A 19,210-nucleotide genomic window follows, 5' to 3' on the forward strand; every position below is an offset into this window, starting at 1 on the left:
TCCCCGGCCGCACATGAGGGAGGGGTCGAGAGGAGTTTACCCCCCCTCCCACCTTCAGGCCCCGGCAAGGCACATGAGAAGCCCGCCGCCTACGCTGGTCCCATGTTCGCACTTCTCGTCCTGATGGTCCTGCTCGCGCTGACGGCCCACGCTGCCGCCCGGCAGGCCCGGCTGAATCTCGGCGCCGATGGCAGTAGCGGAGATACCCGCCGCACTCCGGCCCCTCCGCGCGGTGGGCACCCGGCCTGACCGGACGCAGCTTCCAGAACTCACCCCGATCAGCGGGAAAAGGCACACCCCCTCCAGTGGGCTGGGAGGCGGCGGCTGCGGTGTTTCCTCCATCGTCACAGCAGTCAGCGGGGTGAAGGGGCAGAGTTGGCCGCGCCCTACGCCCCGACCGCCCGCTCTGCCTCGGGGTTATTTTCCGCTCGCCCCAGCACGGCGTCCGCGTCGGGCCATTCGATGATCTGGAAACGGCTGTTGCGAATGGCGGGGGTAAAGCCCGCGTCCACGGCGATCCGCACGAGTTCGCGCACGGTGGCCTTATGCCGCCCGTGCCCCCCCGCCGCCGAGACGACGTTCTCCTCCAGCATGGTCGAGCCGAGGTCATTCGCCCCGTAGTACAGCGATGCCTGCGCGACCTTGAACCCCTGCCCCGGCCACGAGGCTTGCAGGTTGGGAAAGTTGTCCAGCGCGATCCGCGCGACCGCGAGCTGCTGGAGGTACTCGTGGGCCGAGGCACCGGGGGCCTTGCCGTGCAACCGGGTGTGCTGGGTCTGGAGGGTCCACAGGGCAAAGCCCGAAAAGCCGTTTCCGCCGTACTCGCGCAGCGCCCGGTCCTGCTGCTCGCGCAACCGGGTGAGGTGGCGCACCCGCTGCGCGACCGTCTCCCCGAAGCCGATCACCATCGTGGCGATGGTGTAGAGCCCCTTGCGCTGCGCCGCGTCGATGATGCGGAACCAGTCGGCGCTGCGGATGCGGGCGGGGGCGGCCTTGGCCCGCACCTCGTCCTCCAGAATCTCGCCGCCTGCCCCCGGCAGCCCATGCAGCCCGGCGTCGATCAGGGTGTCGAGCAGCTCGTCCAGGCTCAGGCCGAAGCTCTTCTCCATGAACAGAACTTCCTCGGGCGAGAAGGCGTCGATGCGGATGGTGGGGTGATGCTCGCGCACATGCCGCAGCAGCCCGGTGTAGTAGTCCAACCCCAGCGCTGGGTTAACCCCGCCCTGAAGCAGGATGCGGGTGCCGCCCACTGCCTCCAGGTCACGGATTTTGGCGCTGATCTGCTCGTAGTCCAGCACGTAGCTGTCGCTCTGGCGGCGGGTGCGGTAGAAGGCGCAGAAGTTGCAGCCCACGTTGCAGATGTTGGTGTAGTTGATGTTGCGGTCGATCAGGAAGGTGACGACCTCGGCGGGGGTGCGCTCCAGTCGCAGCCCGTGCGCCACCGCCGCCACCTCGGGAAGGGGCAGGGCGTACAGCGCCTCCAGCTCCTGCGCCTCCAGCCGCACCCCGGAAGCGGCTTTCTCCAGCACCCCGGCCCTCACTTGCACGTCCGCCGTCATGCCCGCACGCTAGCACCGCGCGGGGGCGTCAAGCGTCCCGGCCCTCACGCTCCAGCAGCGTTCTCGGGGACGAGCAGGAGGACCGTTCCCGCCTTGATGGGAAGGGCGGTCCAGGGTTCGGCGGGCGTGACCCGGTAGCCCTCGGCGGCCCGCAGGCGAACGAACTCGCCGTGGGGAAGGTCAAGCACGGCTTCTCCCGCGAGGCAGGTCAGCCAGCCCCTCACGGTGGGACCGCCCACCTTGCCCGGCAGCGCGAGCACCCGCAGCCCGCCGCCGGGGAGGGCCACCCACTCGCCCGGCGTGCCCCCCGCCAGCCGCGCGAGGTGCAGGGCCTGAGGCGGCTCGGGGCGGGTGGGCCGAGCGGGCAAGGCTCAGCCTCCCCGCGCCGCCTGGTTGAGTTTCTTGCTGGCTTGCAGGGCCATGCCCTTGGCCTTTTTCACGTCCAGGCCGAGTTCTGGGGCCACATCCTCCACCTTGCGACCCTGGTCACGGGTGGCGGTGACGAGCGCCCGCTCGGTGTCGCTCAGGACGCCGAGGTGGGGTTTCAGATCGGCCCAGGTGAGGGCGGGGGCTTTGGGCGTGCTCGCTTTGGCGGGCGACTTCTTCGCGGCGGTCTTGCTGGCCGTTTTGCTTGCTGAGGCCTTCCCCGTCGTCTTGCGAGTCGCGGCGCCCGAGGCGACTTTGCGCGGTGCGGCCTCCTTCGCCGTCCCCGTCTTGGCCCCGGCCTTCGCCCCTGTCTTCGCCGCTCGCGTGCCCGGCTTCTTCTTCGGCTCCTTGCCGCGCTCCTCCAGAATCTCCAGCGCACGTTCGGCGGTCAGACTGGTCTCGTCCTCGCCCTTGCGGAGGGTGGCATTCTTCTCGCCGTCGGTGAGGTACGGCCCGAAGCGGCCCGACTTCAGCAGGATGGGGGCACGGCCCTCGTACTCGAAGGTCCGCAGCGGTGCGGCAGCCGTCCCCCGACCCCGGAAACGCGGCTGCATGAAGATCGCCTCGGCCTCGGGCAGCGTCACGGTGAACAGTTGCTCGTGTGTGGCGAGGCTGCGCGAGTCGTTGCCGCGCTTGAGATATGGGCCGAACTTCCCATTCTGCGCCCAGATTTCCTCGCCCTCTGCGACGCCCACCAGCCGCGGCAGGCTCAGCAGCCGCAGCGCCCGCTCCAGCGTGAGCGTGGCGGGGTCGTCGCCGGGGAACAGGCTGGCCGAGCGGATGGGCGGTGTCCCCTCCCCCAGCGTCACGTAGGGGCCGTAGCGCCCGGCCCGCACCACCACCGGATGCCCGGTCGCGGGGTCCTCGCCCAACACCCGGTCCCCGGTGGGGCGGCTGAACAGGTCCTCGGCCCGCTCCAGCGTCAGGTCGTCGGGCAGCAGATCGTCGGGGAGGTTGACCTTCTCCTCACCGCGCTGCATGTAAGCCCCGTAGCGGCCCACCCGGACCTCGATGCCGCTGCCCGCAAGCCGGGGCACATGGATGGTGGCGATGCCCCGCGCGTCAATCTCGCCCATCTTGGAGTCGATCAGGGGACGCAGCGCCATTCCCTCGCCGCCCTCGCCCAGATAGAAGCGCCGCAGGTACGGCACCCGCTGCGCCCGCCCGCCCGCGATGTCGTCGAGGGCCTCCTCCATCCGGGCGGTGAAGTCGTAGTCCACCAGATTCCCGAAGTGCCCCTCCAGCAGCGCGGAGGTGGCGAAGGCCGTCCAGGTGGGCACCAGCGCCTGCCCCTTCTTGACCGCATAGCCCCGGTCCTGAATGGTGCCCAGAATCGAGGCGTAGGTCGAGGGCCGCCCGATGCCCGCCCCCTCCAACGCCTGCACCAGCGAGGCCTCGGTGTAGCGGGCAGGGGGTTGCGTCTCGTGGTCCTCGGCCTTCACCGACTCGGCGGTGACGCGCTCGCCTTCCCTCAGGGGGGGCAGGGGCGTCTCGCGGTCCTCCAGGGCGGCGGCGGGGTCGTCGCTCCCCTCCACGTAGGCCCGTAAGAAGCCGGGGAAGTCGATGGTGCGCCCGGAGGCACTCAGACCCACGGCCTCGCCGGTCGTCACTTGCCCGGACAACCGGACCCGCAGGCTGCGGCCCCGCGCGTCGGCCATCTGGCAGGCGACCGTGCGCTTCCAGATCAGGTCGTAGAGGCGCCACTCGTCGCCCGAGAGTTCGCCGCGCAGCGAATCGGGCGTGCGGAAGCTGGACCCGGCGGGCCGAATCGCCTCGTGCGCCTCCTGCGCGTTCTTGGCCTTCTTGGCGTACACACGCGGCTGGGGCGAGAGGTAGTCCTGCCCGTACATGGCCTTCACCTGGGTGCGGGCCGCCGTCACCGCCTCCAAAGAGAGGTTGGTGGAGTCGGTGCGCATGTAGGTGATGTAGCCGCCCTCGTAGAGCCGCTGCGCCGCCCGCATGGTCCGGGTGGCCGCGAAGCCCAGCTTGCGACTGCCCTCCTGCTGGAGGGTGGAGGTGATAAAGGGCGCGTAGGGCCGCTGGGTAAAGGGCTTCTCCTCCGCCGAGGTGACCCGGAGAGGCTGCCCCGTCAGGCCATCTGCGAGGGCACGGGCCGCCGCCTCGTCCAGCAGACGGACCCCCGCGCTATCCCTCAGCCGCCCGGTGAGGGGGTCGAAGTCCTTGCCCGTCGCCAGCCGCACCCCGTCCACATCGGTGAGGCGGGCGGGGAAGGTCGCTCCCGCCGCCGTGCGCCCCGTCACCACGAGGTCCCACCACACCGCGCTCACGAAGCGCATCCGCTCGCGCTCACGCTCGACGAGCATCCGGGTCGCCACCGACTGCACCCGGCCCGCGCTCAGCTTGGGCGCGACCTTCTTCCAGAGGACCGGGCTGACCTCGTACCCGTACAGGCGGTCCAGCGCCCGGCGGGCCTCCTGGGCCTCCACGAGGTTGGTGTCGATGTCGCGCGGGTTCTGGATGGCCTGCTGAATGGCTTCCTTGGTGATCTCGTGGAAGACCATCCGGCGCACCGGGACCTTGGGCTTGAGTTCCTGATACAGATGCCAAGCGATGCTCTCGCCCTCGCGGTCGTCGTCGGTCGCCAGGATAATCTCGTCGGCTTCGGCGGCCAGCTTCTTCAGGCGGGCGACGTGCTGGCGCTTTTCCGGGGAGACGATGTACAGGGGTCTGAAGTCGTCTTCCACGTCCAGGCCGAGCCGCGCCCAGGCCTTGCCCTTGTACTTCTCGGGGATGTCGGCGGCGCTTTTGGGCAGGTCGCGGATATGCCCGATGGAGGACTCCACCGCGTACCCCTTCCCGAGGTACTTCTCGATGGTTCTCGCCTTGGCGGGCGACTCGACGATCACGAGGGTTCTGGGCATAAGAGAGGGGCTCCACCGGGGCGAAGTGCGCCGAGCGTAGCACGCCCTCTCCGGGGCGCACGGCGGTGTGGGATGCGATTGGGCGTGGGGCAAGTTCTCCATCTGCTGCTTAGGCGCAGACAGAAAGGGGCAGGATCGGAAACGCGACGTGTGCCTCTGGGTTCAGGGCTGACCGGGGCAAGCGAAGCGGCGCGAATCCTGCGTTTCCAGGGTGACCCGGCTTCCTGCCCTCGCCGTGCAGGACGACAGGCATGGCCCGTGCTACGCTCGGCTCCCATGCGTGACCGGGGGTCCACCGCTTCGCTGCTGCCGCTGCTGGTGCTGCTCGGCTTGGTTCTCGGTTTTCTGCTGTTGCCGCGTGTGCCGACCCCCGCGAGTGCCCCCTACCCCACCGTCGTGGTGCTGGGGGCCGCGCAGTACGCGGGCACGCCCAGCCCGGCCTTTGCCCGGCGGCTCGACCACGCCCTCGCGCTGTACCGGGCAGGCGGAGTGCGCCGCGTCGTGGTGACGGGCGGGCGGCGGCCCGGCGACCCCCACTCAGAGGGCGAGGTCGGGGTCCGGTACCTGCGGGCAGCGGGCGTCCCGGCCTCGGCCCTGGTCGCGGAAACGGCCAGCCGCACCACGGTCGAGAACCTGCGCGGCGCCCGTGCCCTGCTGCCCCCCGCCACGCCCCTCACCCTGGTGACTGACTCAGCGCACACGCCCCGCGCCCTGGCCCTGGCGCACGCCCTGGACCTCACCGCCAATGCCAGCCCCAGCCCGCTGAGCCAGCCTCCCGCCGGGCGCTACCTGCTGCGGGAGCGACTGGCTTTGGTGGGGTATGCGGTGGTGGGGGTGCGCTAGAGAAAGTGGTGTCGTGGAGCCGAGAAGAAGGTGGGAGACGTTCCGAAGCGTCTCCCACCTTCCTTCTACAAGCCACACGCTCTACTGCCCCAGTCGCCGCAGCACCCCCGCCACCTCCGGCAGCCGCAGGGCCAGCGCTCCGGCGAGGTACACGGCCAGCCCCACGCCGCCCGCCAGCGCCAGCCCGACCACGCCGGGCACGATGAAGCCGGGCTCGGGCATCACCAGCGACACCAACCACGCGGCCAGACCGGCGGCGGCGGCCACCGGCACCACCCGCAGCAGGTGCCCGGCGACCTCGCGCGAGGGGAAGCCCAGGGCGCGGCGGTACATGAAGACGAGGGCTCCCGCCATCAGCACGCCGCTGATCGCCGTGCTCAGCCCGAAGCCCAGAAAGCCCAGCCGGGGCACCAGCAGGTTGTACAGCCCGACCTCCAGCACGAAGCCTGCGGCGCTGACGACCACGGCTTCGCGCGTGCGCTCGCGGGCGTAGAAGGTCCGCAGCAGCACGGTCACGACCGCCCAGGGCACCAGCGCCAGCGCCCACCCGGTCAGGATGCCCGACCCCGCCTGGAACTTGGCGACCTCGAAGTTGCGGCCCAGGTTGAAGAGACTCACGGCATAGGGAGCCAGCGCCAGCAGCAGCGCACTCATGGGCGCGGCGAAAAAGGTGGTGGTCCGCAGGCCCTGCACCGTCAGCGCCCGGAACGCGGCCCAGTCCCGGTCAGCCGCGTGTTGCGAAAAGCGCGGAAAGAGGGCCAGCACGGGCGAGACCACGAAGAGGCCGTTTGCCATCGTGAAGAGGGCCTCCGCGTTGGCATAGCCCGTCTGGGTGCCCACCGGAAACTGACTGCTGTTTGTGAGCAGCCGCGTCACGTAGACGTTCAGGACCTGCCGCGCCCCCGCCGTCAGGGTGAAGGGGGCCATCTGCCGCAGCACCCGCCCCAGCGCCGGGTGGCCGCGCAGCGCGGGCGTGGGCAGCACCCCGAAGCGCGAGAGCGCCGGAAGCTGCACCACGAGTTGCGCCACCCCGCCGATCAGCCACCCGAAGGCCAGCCACGTCGCCGTGTCGGGCAGCAGCAGCAGCGCGACGATGGACGCAATGTTGAAGGCGACGGGCGCGAAGCTGCTTTCCTTGAAGTGCTCGTCGGCGTTCAGCAGCCCCATCGCCACCGCCGAGAGGCTGATCAGCATCAGAAAGGGCATCACCAGCCGGGTCATGTACGTTGCCAGCGCCGGGTCCACGTTGGAGTTCGCGGCGGTGAGCAGGTCCACGATCCAGGGGGCCGCAAAGATGCCCAGCGCCATCAGCAGCAGGTTCACCGCGATCAGCACACCGCTGAAGGCCTGTGCCAGCTTCTTGCGGTCGGCCACGTCCAGCGTCTTGTAGACCGGAATGAAGGAGTTGACGAGCGCCCCCTCCGCCAGCAACTCCCGCAAGAGGTTGGGCACCCGCACCGCGACCGTGAAGGCGTCGGTGAGGGTCGCGTCGAACAGGTTGATGATCTGCTGCCGCACAATGCCCGAAAGCCGCGACCCCAGCGTCCCCGCCATCACGATCAGGGTGTTCACCCGCAGCGAGCGCCGGGGAGCCGGAGCCGGGGCGGGCGAGGCCGGACCCTGGGGCGGCGGACTGGGATCGGGCGCAGCGGGCGGAACGGTCACGGGGCCAACTGTAGTGCGGGGAGCGGCCAGCCGCCAGCTTCCAGCGGCCCGCTCCGGTCAGTTCCCCGGACGTACCGGCAGCGGCTCGTACACGCTCTTGACGCTGCCGTTGTCGAAGGTCACCTTGCCCGTCACGTTGATGCTGGTGTACACCCGCTCGGCCCGGACGCGCACGTTCAGCGGCAGGGTAAAGACCAGGCGGCTCCCCTCCTGCCGAAAGCGGGTCACGGTGCCCCCGGCAGAGGGCCAGCGGTCCACGCCGGGCAGGGTCAGCTTGCCGGTGCGCCCGCCCTCGCGGTATTCCAGCTCGTAGCGGAACTCGGCGGCGACTGGACGTGCCCCATTGGGAACCGTCTCGATCACGAGGTCACACAGGTGCGCCCGCCCCGCCACCAGCCCAGCGCGGGAGGCCCCGCTCACCGTGTCGCGGCAGGTCGTGAAATACCACTCGGTGAACTTGGGGGCACCGGCCGCCGGGGTGGAAGGGGTGGTCGCACGCGGCGCGGCCGTCGCCACCCGGCCGTAGGGCTGGCACCCGTTCACGCCCGCCCACGCCACGTCGAAGCCCCGCGCCGGGAAGGTGTAGGTCAGCGCCTGCCCCCCGGTCCGGCGGTTGACCCGCACCACCAGCCGCTTGCCCGCATTGAGCCCAGCGGCGATCTGCCGCACGACCGCGCCTTGAAAGCCGATATTGCGTGTCAGCACGTTCTCGCGGGTATCCACCACGCTCACGAGGTCCGAGTCGCGCAGCACGACGGCGGGGTCATCACCCAGCCGAATGGTCACGGCGGGTTTGAGGCCCGCGTAGGCCTCGTCCTCGCTCAGGAGGGCATTCTTGGTGGTCAGGGTGGCCCACAGCGCTGGGCGGTCGCGGTCGGCGCAGCGCAGGGCGAAGCGCGTCTGGCCGGAGGTATCGTTCACCTCGTCGATGACCACGCTGCCCGTATTCGCGTCGGTGATGGGGTCGCGGGCCGCCGAGTAGTAGGTGAAGGTGCCGGGCACACGGGTCGCCGCCAGCGCCATGCCGGACAGGGCCGCGCTGGCGAGCAGAAGGAGAGGTCGCCGCATGGCTCTACTGTGCCCCAGACGGGGCCGGGTCGGAGGCGCAAATCTGATAGCCCCCCTCCACATCTCCCCGCTGCCGTGCTATGCTCCCGGTCGCCCACTGGCCCCGGCCAGAGCAACCATACGCGGAGAGGTGCCAGAGTGGTTGAATGGGTCGGTCTCGAAAACCGAAGTAGTCGCAAGGCTACCGTGGGTTCGAATCCCACCCTCTTCGCCAAAGAAACGCCAGCCCTGATCGGGGTTGGCGTTTTTCGTGTGCCGTAGGCCCTTTGGCGGGCGCGGCCTGACCGGACGCCCCTTACGCTGAGTGACGATGACAGACGCTCCGGTCCGCCTCCACGCCGACGAGATCGAGACGAACACGGGACTGGTGCGGCGCCTGCTCGCCACTCAATTCCCGGAGTGGGCCGACCTGCCCGTGCGCGTGTTCTCCTCGGCGGGCAGCGACAACGCGATCTACCGCCTGGGGGACGCCCTCGCCGTGCGGCTGCCCCGCCGTCCCAGTGCCGCCGGGCAGGTGGAGCAGGAGCTGGCGTGGCTGCCGCGGCTCGCCCCGCATCTCCCGCTGACGATTCCGGTGCCGCTGGCCCTGGGTCAGCCGGGCGAGGGCTCCCCCCTGACCTGGGGCGTGTACCGCTGGCTGCCGGGCGAACCGGCGTTCCGGGAGAACCTGACTGACTTTCCGCAGGCAGCGCGCGACCTGGCGGGCTTCATCCGAGCACTGCAAGCGATGGACCCGACAGGTGCACCAATGGCAGACTCAACTGGCGGAGAACGCGGCGCCCCCCTGCTGAGCCGTGACGCCTACACCCGCGAGAACATCGCCCGGTCGCCCGACGATCTGGACCGGGTGGCCCTCACCGCAGCGTGGGAGGTGGCCCTGCAAGCGCCAGTCTGGGACGACGCCCCCGTCTGGATCCACGGCGACCTGAAATCCGACAACCTGCTGGCCGAGCACGGGCGCCTCAGCGCCGTGATCGACTTCGGAGCGCTGCGGGTGGGCGACCCGGCGTGTGAGCTGGCCGTGGCGTGGAACTGGCTGGACGCCGAATCGCGGCTGGTGTTCCGCGAGGCCGTGGGCTGCGACGAGGCAACCTGGGTGAGGGGGCGGGGCTGGGCGCTTTCTATCGCCGCCGCCGAGATTCCCTACTACCTGCACACCAACCCGGCGATGGTGGCGCGGTCGCGTTATGCCTTGTCGCAGGTGCTCCTCGACTCCCCCACCCGGTAGGCCACCCGGCGGATGCTCCCGGCCCCGCCCGCGTGGCACTCTGGCCCCACGATGCTCAACCTCCTGAAGTAAAGGCACACCTTTTCCGCTGCTCCCCCGATCTACCCTGGGGTGATGCCGGAACGTGCCTCCAGCCCCGCCGCCCGGTACCTGCCGCGCGGCCCAGAGTGCGTTTTTCCACCCCTTCTCGTACGGATTGCGTCCGATTCCTCAGGGTTCGGAAAAACGCCGAATCCTCCTTCAGCTCCTGCAACCCGCCCTTGTTGCTTCTCGCTCTGCTCGGGTTGACCCTGGGGGCCAACCGCAATCTCTCACCCCTGCAAAGGATGTGACCTCACATAGATAAAGTGCTTGGCAACACCTCGGGCCTGCGCCCGGCCCAACTGAAGTCCCTCGGGAACCTGTACCGCCGCCGCATCGAGCCGGGGCGGGTCGGCTCGCCCGAACTCGCCCGAAACCTCGCGGAACTCTCGCACGACATCCGCCGCGAGATCAGCGTGCTGATTGACCGCCGGGGCCGGGTGCTCTCGGTCAGCGTGGCGGACGCGAAGGGGGCCGAACTGCCCGACCTGCGCCTCGGCGAGAACCGGCTGGCGGGCTTCCACCTGCTGCACACCCACCCCCGCGGCGGGTCGCTCAGCAAGGGCGACCTTTCCACACTCTTCCTCAAGCGGCTGGACGCGGTGAGCGCCATCGAGGTGCGGAATGAGGGCCAGCCCGGTCTGGTTCACACCGCGCACCTCACCCCGCCCGGCACGGTGGGCGAGGAAGAAGACTGGCGCATCCTCGACCCGGTGCCCAGCTTCCAGATCGACGAGTTCGACCTCGGAGCGCAGGTGTCGGCGCTGGAGGAGGAAATCGCCCGCGCCGCCCGCACCCGCGAGGCGAAAAAGGACCGCGAACGGGCCATCCTCGTCCAGATCGACCAGGGCGAGTTCGACGCCGAGGAGCGGCTGGAGGAACTCTCGGAACTCGCCCGCACGGCGGGGGCCGAGGTCGTCCACAAGGAACTCGTCTACCGCCGCCATCTGAAAGCGGGGACGCTGGTCGGGGCGGGCAAGCTCGAAGAACTGACGAGCAAGGCCTACCATCTCGACGCCGACCTCCTGATCTTCGGGCAGGAACTCGGCCCGGCCCAGGCCCGCGAGATCGAGGCGGCGACCGGGCTGAAGATTCTGGACCGCACCCAGCTCATCCTCGACATCTTTGCGCTGCACGCGCAGGGGGTCGAGTCGCGGCTGCAGGTGGAACTCGCGCAGCTCCGGTACATGAAGCCCCGACTGCTGGGTGCGGGCGCTCAGCTCTCGCGCATCGGCGGCTCGGCGGGCAGCGCGGCGGGTGGCTCCATCGGCACGCGTGGCCCCGGTGAAACCAAGCTGGAGCTGGACCGCCGCCGCATCAACGACCGCCTCGCCTTTCTGGAGAAACAACTGGAAGGCGTCGCCGTTCGGCGCGAGGAACGGCGCAAGGGCCGTGCCCGCAATGACGTGCCCGTCGTGTCCATCGTGGGGTACACCAACGCGGGCAAGTCCACCCTGCTGAACGCCTTTACCCACGCCGCCGAGGAACCGCGCCGGGTGCTGGCCGAGAACAAGCTCTTCGCCACCCTGCGCCCGACCAGCCGCCAGGGCTTTATCGAGGGCATCGGCCCGGTGGTCTTTACCGACACGGTGGGCTTTATCCGCGACCTGCCCAAGGACCTCGCCCGCGCCTTCCGCGCCACGCTGGAGGAGATCGGGGACGCCGACGTGCTGCTGCATGTGGTGGACGTGGCGGCACCGGGGGCCGACACCCGCCTGGACGCGGTGAACCGCATCCTGGAGGACCTCGGCTTCCGCGAGATGCCCACCGTCGTCGCCCTGAACAAGGCTGAGGCCGCCGACCCCGACGTGCTGGAGCGCGAGGTGGAGCGTACGGGCGGCATTCCCGTCAGTGCCCTGAAGTCCCTGGGCCTGACCGACCTCAAGGACGCTCTCGCGGACGCGGTGGCCGGGGTGCAGCGCCAGGAACTCGCCCTGCGAGAGGAAGCGCGGGAGCGGGCGGCAGAGTACCGCTAGAGCAGTCAGCAATCCAAGGCCCCCGGCTTCGCGGCTGGGGGCTTTTTTTCGCGCTGGGAGGGCGCGAAGGCTACAGAATCCTGCGCCAACTTGAGGTCAAATAGGTCAATGACGTCCCCCCTGCTCGACATCCGGCACATCTACCTGGAGCCAAGGGTCGAGGAGTACGCGCGGGGGCGGGAGATTTTGGCGCGGTTTCCGGAGGCGGCACGGACGCTGGTGGACTCGCACTGGAATATTCCGGGGCTGCACGGCAACGCGGGGCTGGTGCGCGAGTGGGTACGGATCAAGCGGCAGGTGCTGGTGCTGGGGGTCCGCAAGACCTTCGCCCTGCGCGAGAACGGGCGCAGCGCGGACTGGATCGCGCCCGGCCTCGCCAACGGGTGTGCGCTGAGCTGCGCGTATTGCTACGTCCCCCGGCGCAAGGGCTTCGCCAACCCGATCACGACCTTTGTGAATGTGGAGGACGCGGAGCGGGCGCTGCGCCGCCACGCGGAGAAGCTGGGGCCGAAGGCGGAGCCCAATCAGGTGGACTCCCACCTGTGGGTCTACGACATCGGGGAGAACAGCGACCTGAGCGTGGACGCGCTGCTCTCGGACAATGTGCGCGACATGGTGGCGCTTTACCGCACCCTGCCCAACGCCAAAGCATCTTTTGCCACCAAGTATGTCAACCGCGACCTGTTGACCTACGACCCGCAGAGCAAGACCCGCATCCGCTTCTCGCTGATGCCGCGCCCCCTCGCCCGCGTGCTGGACGTGCGGACCTCGCCCATCCGGGAGCGCATCGCCGCCATCAACGACTTCGTGGAGGCGGGCTACGAGGTGCATCTCAACTTCTCGCCCGTCGTGATCTACGAGGGCTGGACCGCCGACTATGCGGAGCTGCTGCGCGAGGTGCGTGAGTCGCTTTCAGAAAAAGCCCGCGCCCAGCTTGCCGCCGAGGTGATCTTCCTGACGCACAATGCTGGTCTGCACGAGGTCAACCTGGGGTGGCACCCCAAGGCCGAATCCCTCCTGTGGACTCCGCAGTGGCAGGAGCAGAAGCGCTCGCAATACGGCGGCGAGAATGTCCGCTACCGTTACGGCTTCAAGGGGAAGGCGGTGGCCCGCTTCACGGAGCTGCTGGCGCGGGCGTTGCCGGAGTGCCGGGTGCGGTATGCGTTTTAGGTCCTGACCTGGGCTGTTCTCCGCCTTGGGTGGGCGGGTGAGGTGGTCACCCGCCCCCTTACCCCGCTGCTGCGCAGCGCCCCTCTCCACGGGGGGAGAGGGTCAATCCATCATCTTGCGTGGCAGACTCGCGGGCATGGTTCGTTCGCGCCTCGCCTGGCTGTATCTGCTGACGGTCGCGCTGATCTGGGCGCTGGGCGAGTGGGTCGGGGAGCGGACGGTGCCCACGCTGCTGCTCGCCTACGCGCCGCCGCTGCTGTGGCTGCTGCCCGCGCCACTGGTGCTGGGGTGGACGCTGTGGCGACGGCGGGGGGTGGCGGTCGCGCTGGCGGGAACGCTCCTCGCCGCCGGGGGTGCGGGTCTGCTGCACTGGCGGCCCCAGACGGACGGGCCGCTGCGGGTCGTCACCTTCAACGTGGCGCAGGGGCTGCGCGGGTCCCCGGACGAGATCGCGGCGGCGCTGCGGGCGGCGGACGCGGACCTGCTGCTGCTTCAGGAAACCAACTTCGTGCGCCCCGGCTTCCGCGAGGCCCTGCTCGCCCGGCTGCCCGGCTACGCGGTGCGGACGGGATATGAGGTGACCACCCTCTCACGCCTGCCCGTTCTGTCAGCCACCAACCATGCGGCGCCGGGCACCCGCCGCACCTTTCTGGAAACGCGGGTGCGCTGGCGGGGCCAGGAGGTGCGGGTGCTCAACGTGCATCTGGGAACCGTCCTTGTGTCCAGCGTGCGGCGCGGCGACTTTGACCGTGTGCGCCAGACGCGGGACGTGCGGACGGCGCAGGTGTCGCGGCTTTCGGCCATCGCAGGGAAGGGGACAGGGCCGCTGCTGTTGGGCGGCGACCTCAACACGCCGCCACGTGGTCTGGCCTACCAGGAGTTGCGGCGCTCGGTGGGGCCGGACGCCCACGACCTCGTCGGGCGGGGGCCAGGGTGGACCTTTCCGGGCTTGTGGTTGCGAATCGACCATCTGATGGCCCAGGGCTTGACGCCGACGCGAACAAGGGTCTTGCCGGAATCGGGCAGTGACCACCGGGCGCTGCTGGCGGAGTACCGCTGAGACGCCCCTGTTCGGTCCCCTTTAAAGAGGCTCTAGGAAATCCCCACATGAACTGACAAACGCATTAAGCCTGCCCCGCGCTTTGTGAGAATTCGCACCTCTCCTGGGCGGGCACAATGCCCGAAGGTCTTTTGCTCGGCAAGCCGGGCGAGGGGCCGCGCCCTCCCTGTCCGGGGAGTGCCGCCGGGGCACTTCTGAGACGCCGATTTGTGGCCCTGACGGGCCACCTGGGAAGGACTGCGGTCCCCGCTTCCGGGAGCAGGGGGAGGATGCATGCACAACCTGGAACTGTGGGCGGGGGTCGAGCCGACCGTCAGCCGCGTGGGGAACGATTACCTCGACCAGAATGCCCTGAGCGGCTTCGATCACCGGCTGGACGACCTCGACCGCCTGGCCGACCTGGGCATCACGGCCATGCGCTTTCCGCTGCTGTGGGAGCGCACCGCCCCCTACGGCCCCGAGCGGGCCGACTGGCACTGGGCCGACACCCGGCTCGCGCGGCTGGCGGACAGGGGAGTCGAGCCCATCGTGGGGCTGGTGCACCACGGCAGCGGGCCGCGTCACACGCACCTGCTGGACCCTGGGTTCGTCAAGGGAGTGCAGGCCTACGCGCGGGCGGTGGCCGAGCGGTATCCGCACCTGGGCGCGTATACGCCCGTCAATGAACCCCTGACCACGGCCCGCTTCTCGGCGCTGTACGGCCACTGGTACCCCCACGCGCGGGACGAGCGGTCGTTCTGGACGGCCCTCTTTCACCAGCTTCAGGCGACGGCCCTGGCGATGCGTGAGATTCGGGCGGTAAATCCGGCGGCCCGATTGATTCAGACCGAGGACCTGGGCCGGACCTACAGCACCCCGCGCATGCGCTACCAGGCCGACTTCGAGAACGAGCGGCGCTGGCTGAGCCTCGACCTGCTGCTGGGCCGGGTGGACGAGGGGCACCCGATGTGGAAGTACCTGCGCTGGATCGGCGCCCCCGAGCACGAGGTCCGCTGGTTTGCTGAGAACCCCTGTCCGCCCGACGTGCTGGGCCTGAACGTGTATGTGACGAGCGAGCGCTTTCTCGACGAGCGGCTGAGCCACTACCCTGGTCACACCCACGGCGGCAACGGCCGCGACCGCTACGCCGACGTGGAGGCGGTGCGGGTGCGCGGCGAGGGGATCGGTGGCCCTGGCGACCGATTGCGCGAGGCGCACGCCCGCTACGGCCTGCCCCTGGCGATCACCGAAGTGCACCTGGGCTGCACCCGCGAGGAGCAACTGCGCTGGCTGGCGGGCGCGTGGCAGGCCGCGCAGGAGGTCCGCGCCGAGGGGGCCGACGTGCGGGCGATCACCGTCTGGGCGGCGATGGGGGCCTGGGAGTGGAACAGCCTGCTGACCCGCCGCGACGGGCACTACGAGAGTGGCCTGTGGGACATCCGCTCTCCCGAGCCGCGCCCCACCGCGCTGGTGACCCTGGCCCGCGAACTGGCGACCGGGCAGACACCCTCCCACCCGGTCCTCGCCGGGCCGGGATGGTGGGAGCGGCCGGGGCGCCTGACCTTCCCGCCCTTCGGCCCAGTACGGGCGGACGAACCCGCCGGAGCTCCCATTTTGATCACCGGGGCGACGGGCACGCTGGGGCAGGCGCTCGCCCGCGAGTGCGAGGGGCGCGGCCTCCCCTACCGGCTGCTGCGGCGGAATGACTGCGACATCGCGGACGCGGCGTCGGTGGCGCGGGCACTGGCCGAGCACCAGCCCTGGGCCGTCGTGAACGCCGCCGGTTACGTGCGGGTGGACGACGCCGAGCGAGATCCCCGCAACGACCGCGAGAACGTGGACGGGCCGCGCCTGCTGGCGGGGGCCTGCGCCGGGGCCGGGGTGCGGCTGGTGACCTTCTCCTCCGACCTCGTGTTCGATGGGCGCAAGGGGGCACCCTACGTGGAGTTGGACCCCCCCAACCCCCTGAACGCCTATGGCCGCAGCAAACGCGCCGCCGAGGAGGCGGTGCTGGGGGCGCTGCCGGAGGCCCTGGTCATCCGCACGAGCGCCTTTTTCGGGCCTTGGGACCCTTACAACTTCGCCGCGCACGTGGTCCGCGAGCTGGGGGCCGGGCGGGTGCTGCGGGCGGCCGACGATCAGGTGGTCTCGCCCACCTACGTGCCCGACCTCACGCGGGCGGTGCTCGACCTCCTCATCGACGGCGAGCGCGGCGTGTGGCATCTCGCCAACCCCGGCGCCGTGAGCTGGGCCGACTTCGCCCGCATGGTGGCCGACGTGACCGGCCTGGACGCGGGGCTGGTGGAAGGCGTCCCCACCGCCGAGCTGGGTCTGCCCGCCCTCCGGCCCGCCTTCAGCGCCCTGGGCAGCGAGCGCGGCGAGGTCATGCCGAGCTTCGTAGACGCTCTGGGACGCTGGGCACAGCACGCCGAGTTGCCCGAGCGGGCGGAACTGGCGGCGGACTGAGCCTGTCCGGGCTGACGGCTGCATGAGGGTGGAACGTGCGAATGGTCAGGGTGCGCCGGGACGCCCTCTGCTACACTCTTCTTCGCCGGTTAGGTCCGGCGACGCACTGGGGGTGACCCGGTTTCGACAGGGGAACTGAAGGTGATGTTGCGTGTCGAGGTGCCGTTGGCCTCGTAAACAAACGGCAAAGCCATTAACTGGCAACCAGAACTACGCTCTCGCTGCTTAAGTGAGACAGTGACCGCCTAGCCCGGCCTTTGGCGCGGCGCGAACTGCAACAAAAGAAGGCTAGCCGACGCGAGGCTCCATAGCGGTAGGCGAAGATAAGTGGAGATAAGGTCAAAGGAAACCCGCCCGCTGGTGGCCTGCGACCCGACAATCAAAGAGCGGGATACACACGTAGACGCACACTGAACGGACCTTTGGACGGCGGTTCGACTCCGCCCACCTCCACCACACAGCCCCGCCCCCAGAGGCGGGGTTTTTTCTATACTGCCGGGGCACAGGCTCCCTGCCGGGATGGCGGAATCGGTAGACGCATTCGACTTAAAATCGAACACCCGCAAGGGTATACGGGTTCAAGTCCCGTTCTCGGCACCACGAGAAACCCCGCACCAGGCGGGGCTTTTTCATTCCTGTATGCCTCACTCCACGTCAAAGGCGAGCACGGTCGGCTCGGACGTGATCTTGAAGCGCAGGCGCAGGCCGTCGATCACGCGGCGCTGCTCGTCGGTGTTGCCCTTGATGCCGTGGGGCACCTCGTCGGTGACGTGGGGAAACTGCACGCCCTCCACCTCCACACCGGGTGTGCCGTCGGGCAGGGTGACGAAACGGGCGGGGACGCTTCCGCCGGGCAGCACCATCGTGAAGTTGCGGTTCTGGTCCTGGGTCATGCCCTGACCGTAGCGGGGCGGGCGGTGACGGGAGATGAGGCGACCTTCACCCGGCGGCGAGGTCCGCCCGCGCCTCGTGCAGCAGCTCGGAGAGGCGGCTGAGGCAACGGCTGTACTTCTTGGCGTAGGCGCCGTGGCGGTAGGTCTCGGAAAAGAGGGTGCCCAGCGGCGCCCCGGTAAAGGCCGCCCGCAGGCCGAGGTCATACAGCTTGTCCACGAAGTGCACGAAGCGCAGGGCGACGTTCTGGTCGGGCATGGGGGCGAGCCCCGTCACCCCCAGGGCCTCTACCCCCGCGAGCAGCCGGGCGAAGCGGCTGGGGTGAACGTCGATCAGCAGGCGGCCCAGGTCGCGGTGGCTGACCACGGCGAGGCCCGCGTCCGGCTGCCGCGCCCGCCACGCGGCGAACTCGTCGGCGCCGAGGGGCTGCGCCGGGGCTGTACCGCGCTGGCGGTAGTCGGGGCCGTCGATGCGGTGGGTTTCGAAGCGGTCGGCGATGCCCTGAATCTGGCGCTGGAAGTCGGTGGCGTTGAAGCGGCCCTGCCCCAGCGCCCCCGGCTCGGTGTTGGAGGTGGCGACCACGCTCGTCCCGGCGGGCATCAGTTGCCCCAGGAAGGTGTTCGCCATGTGGGTGTTGCCAGGGTCGTCGAGTTCGAACTCGTCGATCAGCAGCAGGTCGTGTCCACGAAAGGCGTCCACCGCCCGGCCCATGCCGAGCGCCCCGATCACGTACATCAGGTCCTGAAAGCTCATCAGCGCCCGCGTGCCCTGGGCCGCGTGGTAGGTGCTTGCCAGCAGGTGCGTCTTGCCCACCCCGAAGCCGCCGTCGAGGTACAGACCCCGGCCCTCGGGCCTGGAGCGGCGGAAGAGGCGGAAGCCGCCGGGCCGCGCCTGCGCCCCCTGCAAGAAGAGTTGCAGCGAGCGCCGGGCTTCTTCCTGGCTGGGAAACTCGGGGTTGGGCCGGTAGTTCTCGAAGCGCACCCCGTGGAAGCGGGCGCTGGGCGAGAGGTCGGCGATGAGTTCCTCGGGGCTGAGGCTGGGGCGGCGGGCGAGGAGGTCGATCATGGAAAGCGGGCGGTGGGCCATGAGCCGTGAGCCATGAGCCCGACAGCAGAAGCAAGAGCACCAGCGGCGGGAGCCTGCCCAGAGCACACCGCCCAGAGCACACCGCCCCTCACCGGTGAACCTCCAGCTCGACCTTGAAGTTCCCCCGGCGCGTCTCGTTCACGACCCGCTTGAAGTCGATGCGGCCCAGGCCCTCGGCGCTGAGGCTGTCGCCCTCCTTGATGTCGCTGCTCGCGCGGGCGGGGGCACCGTTGAGCCGCACCTTGCCGCCGTCGATGCCCTGCTGGAAGTAGGCGCGGCTCACGCCGAAGCCCTTGGCTCCCACCACGTCCACGCGCATGGAGGGCACGACCACTTCGCGCGTCTTGCTGCCGCGCCCGGCCGTCTCCCCGACCTCCTCGACCTCGACCTCACGCCCGCCGAGTTCCGTCAGGGCCTCCAGCGCCGACGCGGCCTTGCCCGTCGCGGCGACCAGGAAGGCCCCGCCGCGTTCCTCGCGCACGTCGCCCACGGCGTCCTCGGGCAGCTCCAGCCGCCGCAGGTGCACGGTGAAGTCCTGAAGGTCCCAGGCCGGGCCGGGGCCGGGGGTCACGCGCAACACGGTCACGCCGCTGTCCACCTCGGGGATATGGGCGGGGTGCAGGGTCAGGACCACCCGGCGGGCATCCGGAAAGCCGCCCGCGATCACAAACCGCACGTCGTCGTCTTGCAGCAGGCGGCGGTCGATGTCGTCCCCGTCCACGAAGGGGGTACGCACCACGCGCCCGCCCCGCGCCTGGGCCACGAGGGCACTGAGCTTGGACTTCATGGGGGGCAGGATAGCGGGTGACGGCGCCGCCCCGCCGTCACCC

General features: G+C 70.0%; 15 protein-coding genes, 2 tRNA genes and 1 other RNA gene. 10 read left to right on the forward strand and 8 right to left on the reverse strand.

Going from position 1 to position 19,210, the window contains the following annotated elements; translation table 11 throughout:
- Positions 1–102 precede the first annotated feature (102 nt).
- On the forward strand, positions 103–249 hold the full coding sequence (locus L1280_RS06155; protein ID WP_253581231.1) for a hypothetical protein: 147 nt from the start codon (positions 103–105) through the stop codon (positions 247–249).
- Positions 250–386: 137 nt separating this feature from the next.
- On the opposite strand, the gene mqnC is transcribed toward L1280_RS06155, so the two are convergent.
- From mqnC to topA, 3 genes are read right to left on the reverse strand one after another with little or no spacing between them, the layout of a single operon-like run.
- Entirely contained in the window at positions 387–1,559 is a 1,173-nt protein-coding gene (gene mqnC / locus L1280_RS06160; RefSeq protein WP_253581232.1) for a cyclic dehypoxanthinyl futalosine synthase, read from the reverse strand.
- 44 nt (positions 1,560–1,603) lie between these two features.
- Positions 1,604–1,927 (reverse strand): hypothetical protein, encoded by a 324-nt coding sequence (locus L1280_RS06165; protein WP_253581233.1) that lies wholly within the window; start codon positions 1,925–1,927, stop codon positions 1,604–1,606.
- A 3-nt stretch (positions 1,928–1,930) separates the two neighbouring features.
- Positions 1,931–4,867: a type I DNA topoisomerase gene (gene topA, locus L1280_RS06170; protein ID WP_253581234.1), complete on the reverse strand. Its 2,937-nt coding sequence runs from the start codon at positions 4,865–4,867 to the stop codon at positions 1,931–1,933.
- Positions 4,868–5,143: 276 nt separating this feature from the next.
- Between topA and L1280_RS06175 the strand changes: the two genes are divergently transcribed.
- A complete protein-coding gene (locus L1280_RS06175) occupies positions 5,144–5,710 on the forward strand; it encodes a YdcF family protein (protein WP_253581235.1) in 567 nt (188 codons plus the stop codon).
- A gap of 81 nt (positions 5,711–5,791) precedes the next feature.
- Here the strand turns inward: L1280_RS06175 and murJ are convergent, their stop codons facing one another.
- The gene (gene murJ / locus L1280_RS06180; RefSeq protein WP_371922884.1) at positions 5,792–7,375 is read right to left on the reverse strand and encodes a murein biosynthesis integral membrane protein MurJ; all 1,584 of its coding nucleotides are present in this window, start codon (positions 7,373–7,375) and stop codon (positions 5,792–5,794) included.
- Positions 7,376–7,432: 57 nt separating this feature from the next.
- Complete coding sequence (locus L1280_RS06185; protein ID WP_253581236.1) at positions 7,433–8,443, reverse strand: hypothetical protein; 1,011 nt, start codon at positions 8,441–8,443, stop codon at positions 7,433–7,435.
- Between the two features lie 124 nt (positions 8,444–8,567).
- Between L1280_RS06185 and L1280_RS06190 the strand changes: the two genes are divergently transcribed.
- The 8 genes from L1280_RS06190 to L1280_RS06225 all read left to right on the forward strand — a co-directional run bounded on the left by L1280_RS06190 (position 8,568) and on the right by L1280_RS06225 (position 17,003).
- Positions 8,568–8,657: transfer RNA gene (locus tag L1280_RS06190), tRNA-Ser, on the forward strand.
- Positions 8,658–8,753: 96 nt separating this feature from the next.
- Positions 8,754–9,671, forward strand: a complete 918-nt coding sequence (locus L1280_RS06195; protein WP_253581237.1) for an aminoglycoside phosphotransferase family protein — start codon at positions 8,754–8,756, stop codon at positions 9,669–9,671.
- A gap of 347 nt (positions 9,672–10,018) precedes the next feature.
- Entirely contained in the window at positions 10,019–11,728 is a 1,710-nt protein-coding gene (gene hflX / locus L1280_RS06200; protein ID WP_253581238.1) for a GTPase HflX, read from the forward strand.
- 108 nt (positions 11,729–11,836) lie between these two features.
- Complete coding sequence (locus L1280_RS06205; protein ID WP_253581239.1) at positions 11,837–12,898, forward strand: spore photoproduct lyase family protein; 1,062 nt, start codon at positions 11,837–11,839, stop codon at positions 12,896–12,898.
- A gap of 136 nt (positions 12,899–13,034) precedes the next feature.
- On the forward strand, positions 13,035–13,958 hold the full coding sequence (locus L1280_RS06210) for an endonuclease/exonuclease/phosphatase family protein (RefSeq protein ID WP_253581240.1): 924 nt from the start codon (positions 13,035–13,037) through the stop codon (positions 13,956–13,958).
- 273 nt (positions 13,959–14,231) lie between these two features.
- Positions 14,232–16,403, forward strand: a complete 2,172-nt coding sequence (locus L1280_RS06215; RefSeq protein ID WP_253581241.1) for a family 1 glycosylhydrolase — start codon at positions 14,232–14,234, stop codon at positions 16,401–16,403.
- Between the two features lie 108 nt (positions 16,404–16,511).
- Positions 16,512–16,859: a transfer-messenger RNA gene (gene ssrA / locus L1280_RS06220) on the forward strand.
- Between the two features lie 57 nt (positions 16,860–16,916).
- Positions 16,917–17,003, forward strand: a tRNA-Leu gene (locus L1280_RS06225).
- Between the two features lie 44 nt (positions 17,004–17,047).
- Here the strand turns inward: L1280_RS06225 and L1280_RS06230 are convergent.
- From L1280_RS06230 to L1280_RS06240, 3 genes are all read right to left on the reverse strand, one after another.
- On the reverse strand, positions 17,048–17,296 hold the full coding sequence (locus tag L1280_RS06230) for a hypothetical protein (protein WP_104989860.1): 249 nt from the start codon (positions 17,294–17,296) through the stop codon (positions 17,048–17,050).
- 46 nt (positions 17,297–17,342) lie between these two features.
- The gene (gene zapE / locus L1280_RS06235) at positions 17,343–18,359 is read right to left on the reverse strand and encodes a cell division protein ZapE (RefSeq protein WP_253581502.1); all 1,017 of its coding nucleotides are present in this window, start codon (positions 18,357–18,359) and stop codon (positions 17,343–17,345) included.
- A gap of 109 nt (positions 18,360–18,468) precedes the next feature.
- Positions 18,469–19,167 carry a S4 domain-containing protein gene (locus L1280_RS06240; RefSeq protein WP_253581242.1) on the reverse strand — a complete coding sequence of 233 codons (699 nt, stop codon included), beginning with the start codon at positions 19,165–19,167 and terminating at the stop codon, positions 18,469–18,471.
- Positions 19,168–19,210 lie beyond the last annotated feature (43 nt).

This window comes from Deinococcus sp. HSC-46F16 (assembly GCF_024171495.1).
Classification (GTDB): domain Bacteria; phylum Deinococcota; class Deinococci; order Deinococcales; family Deinococcaceae; genus Deinococcus.